The sequence below is a fragment of the Mesorhizobium sp. WSM3873 genome (assembly GCF_001672445.1).
Classification (GTDB): Bacteria; Pseudomonadota; Alphaproteobacteria; order Rhizobiales; family Rhizobiaceae; genus Mesorhizobium.
Genome location: NZ_LYTM01000044.1, coordinates 1 through 6,135, shown reverse-complemented (window position 1 = coordinate 6,135; position 6,135 = coordinate 1). Strand labels below are relative to the sequence as shown.

The window sequence follows — 6,135 nt, the reverse complement described above, 5'->3', positions numbered from 1 at the left end:
GGCGACGCCACCACCACCGGTGGCGTCGCCGGCGAGGCTCTTGGCGTCGCCGCCTTCACCGTAGTTCAGCAGCGACAGCTTTCCGTCGACATCGAGGCCATCGCCGCCGTCCGACTTGGCATCGCCGCCGGTCACGTCGCCGCCATCACCGCCATTGCCGCCATTGCCGCCATCGGCCTTGGCATCGCCAGCATCCGCCTTGGCGTCGCCAGCATCCGACTTGGCGTCGCCGCCGTCGTCAGACTTGGCATCGCCGGCTTCCGCAGCGCCGACACCGAGGCCCAGTCCGAGGCCGAAACCGAGGCCGAGGCCATCGCCACCGTTGGCGTTGCCGCCGTCGCCGTAGCCGCCCTTGGCGTCGCCTGTGTCGACTTCGCCGCCCTTGGCGTCGCCGCTATCGCCGTCGCCGGCCTTGGCGTCGCCCGCGTCGGCCTTGTTGTCGCTCTTGGAGTCGCCGCCGATAGCCGCGCTGAGAGCCAGGCCGCCCTTGCCGTCGCCGGCTTCGACGTCGTCGGACTTGGCGTCGCCGCCATTGCCGCCTTCGCCGCCATTGGCCTTGGCGTCACTGCCGCCGTCCGCGGTCCCACCACCTGCCGAGATGCCGTCACCGGCTTCGGAGTGGCCGCCCTTGGCGTTCAGATCAAGCTTGAAATCGGCGTCGTTCTTGACGGTCGCGTTGTCGAGCTTGTCGTTGTCATACATGTTCAGGGTCTGGTTGATGATCGACGCGGTGTTGGTGCCGGCGCCGGTCATCGAATTGTTCAGGATGTCCTTGAAGGTGACGTCGTCGCCAGGATCATAAGTGACGTTGCCGTCCTTATTGTTGATCATGGTGTCGATCTTCATGTCGTCGTTGGCATAGATATCGGCGAAATCATCGTCGGAATTGCCGAGCTCACCTTCGAGCTTGACGCCAACGTCGACGTCGACGTCGACCTTGGTCTCGTTGACGTTCTTGTTCTCGTTCGAGTTTTCGTTCTTGGACTCGTTCGAGTTTTCGTTCTTGTTCTCGTTCGAGGCCTTGTTCTCGTTTTCGTTCTCGTTCGAGGACTTGTTCTCGTTCGAGTTGTCGTTGTCGCTCTTGTTTTCGTTCTCGTTCGAGGCCTTGTTCTCGTTTTCGTTCTCGTTCTTGGCGTCGTTGGTATTGTAGTTCTTGTTTTCGTTTTCGCCACCGCCGTCACCGATATCGAATTCGCTGTCGACGATCTGCAAACCGAATGCGTTGATGTTGTTCTTGTCGAGGTCGAGAGACATGGTCGTGTCCTCTGTTTGAAGGCCGCGACTGCCGAACCGCATTCTTCTCTTACGCGGCTATGGGCTGTACGCGGACGTTGCGTTTAATGCGGTGAATGGACTGCCGGACCGAGGGGACTGAGGTCCGCAATCCGAATTTCGTCATGACTTGCTTGAGTACCTCCCTTTGACTTCGGGAGAGGCGGCCGTCCCAAGGCAAAACCCGGGGGAGCGCCGGATCACCAAGGATCCGGTCGTTCAAACGGAAGAGTCCTGGATATGCCCCAATCCCACATGGAACCCGGGAAAGTCTGGAACCAGAGGGCGGTGATTGTAAGCTGACAGTTCGGGCTAGCCCGTTCGGCCGGACCGCTGCCCGGACGTGCTCCGGCCGCGAAAATGCCGAGATTCCTGCCCAGATCAGGTGGCGGCGACTCTGTCGAACGTCTCCAGTCGGCAGCGACGACGAGAAAATTAGCTATAGCTCATCCGAACTATATCAGTCCGGTCTAATTTGGTGTATAAGTCGTTAAGGCTAGCTGTTTACGGGGGTGGCGGCCCCTGAAAATTTGAAGAAGGGAAAGAACTAAACCGACAGTATTCGTCTAGGGTGGGGTGGCAACCATGTCCAGAGTTAACGTGCACAGCACCGTAGGTAGCGGTGCCGGAGAGAGTTGGGCGGCGCGTAGAATTATCCTGACTGTTTCCTCTACTGACAGCTTTCCAGAATGTCTAGTATACGCCATCGAGAGGGAATTTCCCTCGATAGTCGTCGAGCAGGCTACAGGCATCGAAGCGGCCTGCGCGCCGTTCGAGCATCCCGTCTGCCTGGTCCTTATCGACACCGAGCTCCTGCATAAGATCGACGGCTATGCCGCCGAACTGATGCGGCATCATCCGGCAGCGCCGATCGTCCTGGTGCAGCACGACAGCCGAGCTTCCGTCTCAATGCACGACGTTCTCGATCTCAAGATCGTGCGCAGCGTCCTGCCCATGGATTTGAAGCTTGATGTCTGGCTTTCGGTCATCCGGCTTATGCTTCGCGGCGGCGAATATTTCCCCTTGGCGATGTTCCAGTCATACGCACGCAGCCTCTCGCAAAAGGCGTCGGATCATTCGACGCCTGCCGAACAACCAAGGCCGGACCGGTCCGGTTTCGAGGAGATGGGCGAACTGACCGACCGTGAGTTCCAGATCCTGGAAATGGTCGCTCGCGGATTGCAGAACAAGATCATAGCCGCGACCCTTCGCCTGTCGGAGCACACGGTCAAGATCCATCTGCACAACATCATAACCAAGCTTGGGGCTCACAACCGGACCGAGGCGGCCGCGGTGTTTCATGCGCGCAAGGATAGCTTTCACGGCGGCTTGGAACGATCCGGTTCGCCACAGTCCGTCCAATCTTCGCCGTGAGCCGATGATGCCTCGGTTTCAGGAGATACTGCTCCTCGTTGGCCAACTGAATTACACATGGACCAACACCGAGAGTCTGCTGATCTATCTGATTGCCGGTCTTGCGAAGGTCGACAAGGAAACGGCGATCATCATTTTCCTGACGCTGAACACGACCCGCGCGCGCATCGAGCTGGTAGAGCGGCTGGCGAAAATCCCGAAGACGCCGGCCGCCTGCCGTCGGGCGGTGCTGACAGTCACCGGCAAGCTCACGCGCCAGGCGAAGCTGCGAAACAAATACAGCCACTGCATCTATTCGTTCGACGAGGCCGGAACCCACGGAAGCACGCAGCTGATGCGAATCGTGGACGGCAAGGACGAGGTCAAATACGGAAAGATCGAAGCGCTCGATGACGAGGAGATGAGAAGAATCCACGGTTCCATCGAGGACATCAGAGAAATAAACAAGGATATCTGGTCGATTGTTATCGACAATTCGTTCCCGAGATAGGCCGCGGATCTCGTCCGGATTGGTTGCTCCCTGCTAATGCATGTCGCCCGGAAATGTGCGCAGTTCTACGACGATCACATGCATCAAAACAAAGACTTGAAGCAGGTCGCCGGAATCCGTTTCAGCGCGACGCGCTTCAAGCAACCGAGGCAGGGATCCGCCCGATGGCTTTCAGCGCCTCGGTGCGAAGCGCCAGGGCCCGGCTGTGGCCCGGCTCCAGCGCGATGCATTCGTCAAGGCTTGTGAGCGCGTCCTTTATTCGGTCGAGCTTCATCAGCGCCAGGCCGCGATTGTAGTGCGCGGCAGCGATGTTCGGATTGATCTCGATCGCCTGGCCGACCTGCCGCTCCGCGTCGCCATAACGGTGCTGCTGCAGGCAAATCACGCCGAGAAGGTAGCGCACGTCAAAGCGCCTGGGTTCGACGTCCAGGATCTCGCGGTAGATCTTTTCCGCCTGGGCCAGGTTTCCGGCCTGGTGCAAACGGGCGGCAACGCTGAGCTTTTGCGGCAGAAGGGCCTGTCGCGCGGCATCCAGTTGTCGAAGCAGCGATTGCGCCTCGGCATGGGCCGGATCGGCAGCCAGGATCTGCCGGCAACCACGCAGAGCCGCCTCAAGATCGCCGGCCTGATGAAGCGCTTTGGCGCGCGCGAGCACGACCGGCAGGCTCCGGCTCTCCAGGCGGTCGCGCAGATTGCGGCGGCTGGCCGTGCTGACGAGAAGGCATTCGACCCGGCGCTCGAGCCCGCCGAAATCATATTTGTAAGAGAAATCCCCGGTCTGCAGATCATAGACGGCAAAGCCGTTCTGAATGGCCCAGCGTATGCTGTAGAGATGAAGCGCGAAGCCGGGCGCGGGCTTCTTGACCGCGAGATCGCGCCCGTTGAGCATCCCGATCAGTGCCCGGTTCTTCCGGTCGATCAAGGTGGCCTGCACGCCGATCGGGTTGTCGTCCCGCCACAGGACTGGGAGATAGAGGGCATCGTCCTCGAAGGCACAGCGCAGCATGTTACGGAAGTTGTTGATCATCGCCTGCGGCAGGCCTGGGTGATATCGCGCCGCCAGTTTCGCGCCCCACTGGCTTTCCCAGAACCGGAGTAGCGTCTGCAGATCGCGCTCCAGCGTTGCGGCGGTCACGTTGGTGACGTGATACTCGGATGCGTCGTCGATTGCCCTTAGCGTCCGCCGCGCGGTCTTGCGGGTCGCCGCGCCAAGCCGGTCGTTGAGAAAGTCTTCCCAGTCGCCCGGCAGGTTCACATAGACATAGATGTCGTGGTCGATGCCGTCGCCGTCGTCGGGACGCCTCATCTTGCCGGTCAGGAATTCCGGCGCGGAAAATTGCTCGAGGAACGTACTCAGCCGCGGCGGCGATGCAAAGATGTTCTCAAGATGCAGCTTGGCCCAGTTCAGCCGCTTCGTATGATCGGCGAAGGCCCGGACAACGGCATCCTGAACCTCCGGTTTGCAAAGGAAGCCGGCATATCCGGCGAAGTAGCCGCCGCCCGTCCGCAATTCGTTTTGGAACGCACCGTCCCTGGCTCGTTCCGTTCGGAGCTGAAGCGGGAAGAAACCGACATAGCTGGCTGAATCGTCTTCCTTGGCGGCCAGGACGAGCCATTGGTAGCGAAGCCGCTTGAACCAGCCCGCCATCCATGGCCAGGACATGAAGTACTGAGCCTCCGGGTCAGCAGCGTAGACGGCATCCCAGTTGTCCCTCAGCTCAACGAGAGCATCGAAACTGTCGATGACATCCACACGCATGGCGTTGCCCTTTGCTCGTGGAGCGTCGGCAATAGTCGATGGTCCTTGTATCGGCCATTCCCCAATCCTTGGACCAAAGCCAAGGAATGCCCCCGATGATGGTTCCATGACGGAACCGGCCGTGCAAGCCGATCAAAGGATTGATGGATCTCTGCGCGGCGCGAAATTGCGCCGGCGGTCAAGGCGCGGCACTGCGCCGACGGGGACAATCGATCAGGAATCGATCCGCAGCCACTTGCCGTTTTCGGACTGGGATTGCCGCGCAAAATAGCGATAGGAAGTCTGCGCCCAGTTCCTGACGGCGTCGGTTCGGTTGTCGAGGATCAGGTCGCCCTTGTCGGTGCGAACGGTAAGCACGGTGTGGCCCGCGCCGCCCGATGTAACGACCGTCAGCAGCAGGGCTGAAGCCGGCCAGCCGCGCTTCATGAACTCGCTCTTCTTCAGGATCGCGATATCCTCGCAATCGCCGGCGTTTGTCGGTATCCGCCAATCGTCGCCGAGGCCGGTGGAACGGTCGTCACGTTCGATGATCCTGGCATTGACGGAACTGTTGACCGCCTTCAACTCGGCCATGCGCCTTTCGGTGAGCTTCACCTGCTTGACGTGTCCGCCTGGGCTGCAGAGCCTTGGCTGCCTGGCGCAGAAGCCGCGGGCGGCCGGCGGGGCGAAAGCGTAACCCTTGGTGACCATCATGGACGCAGTGCCGGAAGTCTGCATGGTTTCGCTGCAGCCAGCCATAGCCATGACTGCGGCAACGAGCGCTGCCAAACGAATCACGTTCCATCCCCTCGGATCGATAGACCGAGATCATCTTCGCCGGTTTGGTAAATCAAGACTCGCTATTAGCGTTTGCACAGATTCTAAAACAATGTATGCTTAACAAATTGTTTCCGATGGTCGGAAACTTTGACATAGCGCCCAGTTTGGGGACGGGAGCGCCTTTTTTCCCTTCTTAGGAGGAAGAAATGCACCTGTACCCAAGGTGCGCGAGCAGCGCTCGCGCAATTCTGCTTGTCTCATCCGCCCTTATGGCGGTGAGTTTGACGCTTCCGGCATCGGCACAGAGCAATGTTCGACCGCGTTTGACGGCCGCCCAATGCCAGCCGCTGACGGAATCCAACTACGCGCTTTGCTGCATCGCCAGCAACCGCGCAAGCATCCTCACGCGCGCACAAATCGCAATGTGCCCGCCAATCACAACGGCTCTCATCGCTTCCGTCCTTGCCAGCGACGGCGAGGG

At 60.0% G+C, this 6,135-nt stretch carries 5 protein-coding genes; 2 read left to right on the top strand and 3 right to left on the bottom strand.

Features of this window, described 5'->3' with window-relative positions:
- A partial coding sequence (locus tag A9K71_RS22920) for a hypothetical protein (RefSeq protein WP_067001389.1) occupies positions 1-1,254 on the bottom strand: 1,254 nt, incomplete at its 3' end.
- Between the two features lie 603 nt (positions 1,255-1,857).
- On the opposite strand from A9K71_RS22920, the gene A9K71_RS22915 reads away from it, so the two are divergent.
- The gene (locus A9K71_RS22915) at positions 1,858-2,646 is read left to right on the top strand and encodes a response regulator transcription factor (protein WP_067001385.1); all 789 of its coding nucleotides are present in this window, start codon (positions 1,858-1,860) and stop codon (positions 2,644-2,646) included.
- 7 nt (positions 2,647-2,653) lie between these two features.
- Entirely contained in the window at positions 2,654-3,136 is a 483-nt protein-coding gene (locus A9K71_RS22910; RefSeq protein ID WP_067001392.1) for a hypothetical protein, read from the top strand.
- A gap of 136 nt (positions 3,137-3,272) precedes the next feature.
- On the opposite strand, the gene A9K71_RS22905 is transcribed toward A9K71_RS22910, so the two are convergent.
- The gene (locus A9K71_RS22905) at positions 3,273-4,895 is read right to left on the bottom strand and encodes a GNAT family N-acetyltransferase (protein WP_067001382.1); all 1,623 of its coding nucleotides are present in this window, start codon (positions 4,893-4,895) and stop codon (positions 3,273-3,275) included.
- A 213-nt stretch (positions 4,896-5,108) separates the two neighbouring features.
- Complete coding sequence (locus tag A9K71_RS22900; RefSeq protein WP_245299739.1) at positions 5,109-5,612, bottom strand: transglutaminase-like cysteine peptidase; 504 nt, start codon at positions 5,610-5,612, stop codon at positions 5,109-5,111.
- Positions 5,613-6,135: the final 523 nt, after the last annotated feature.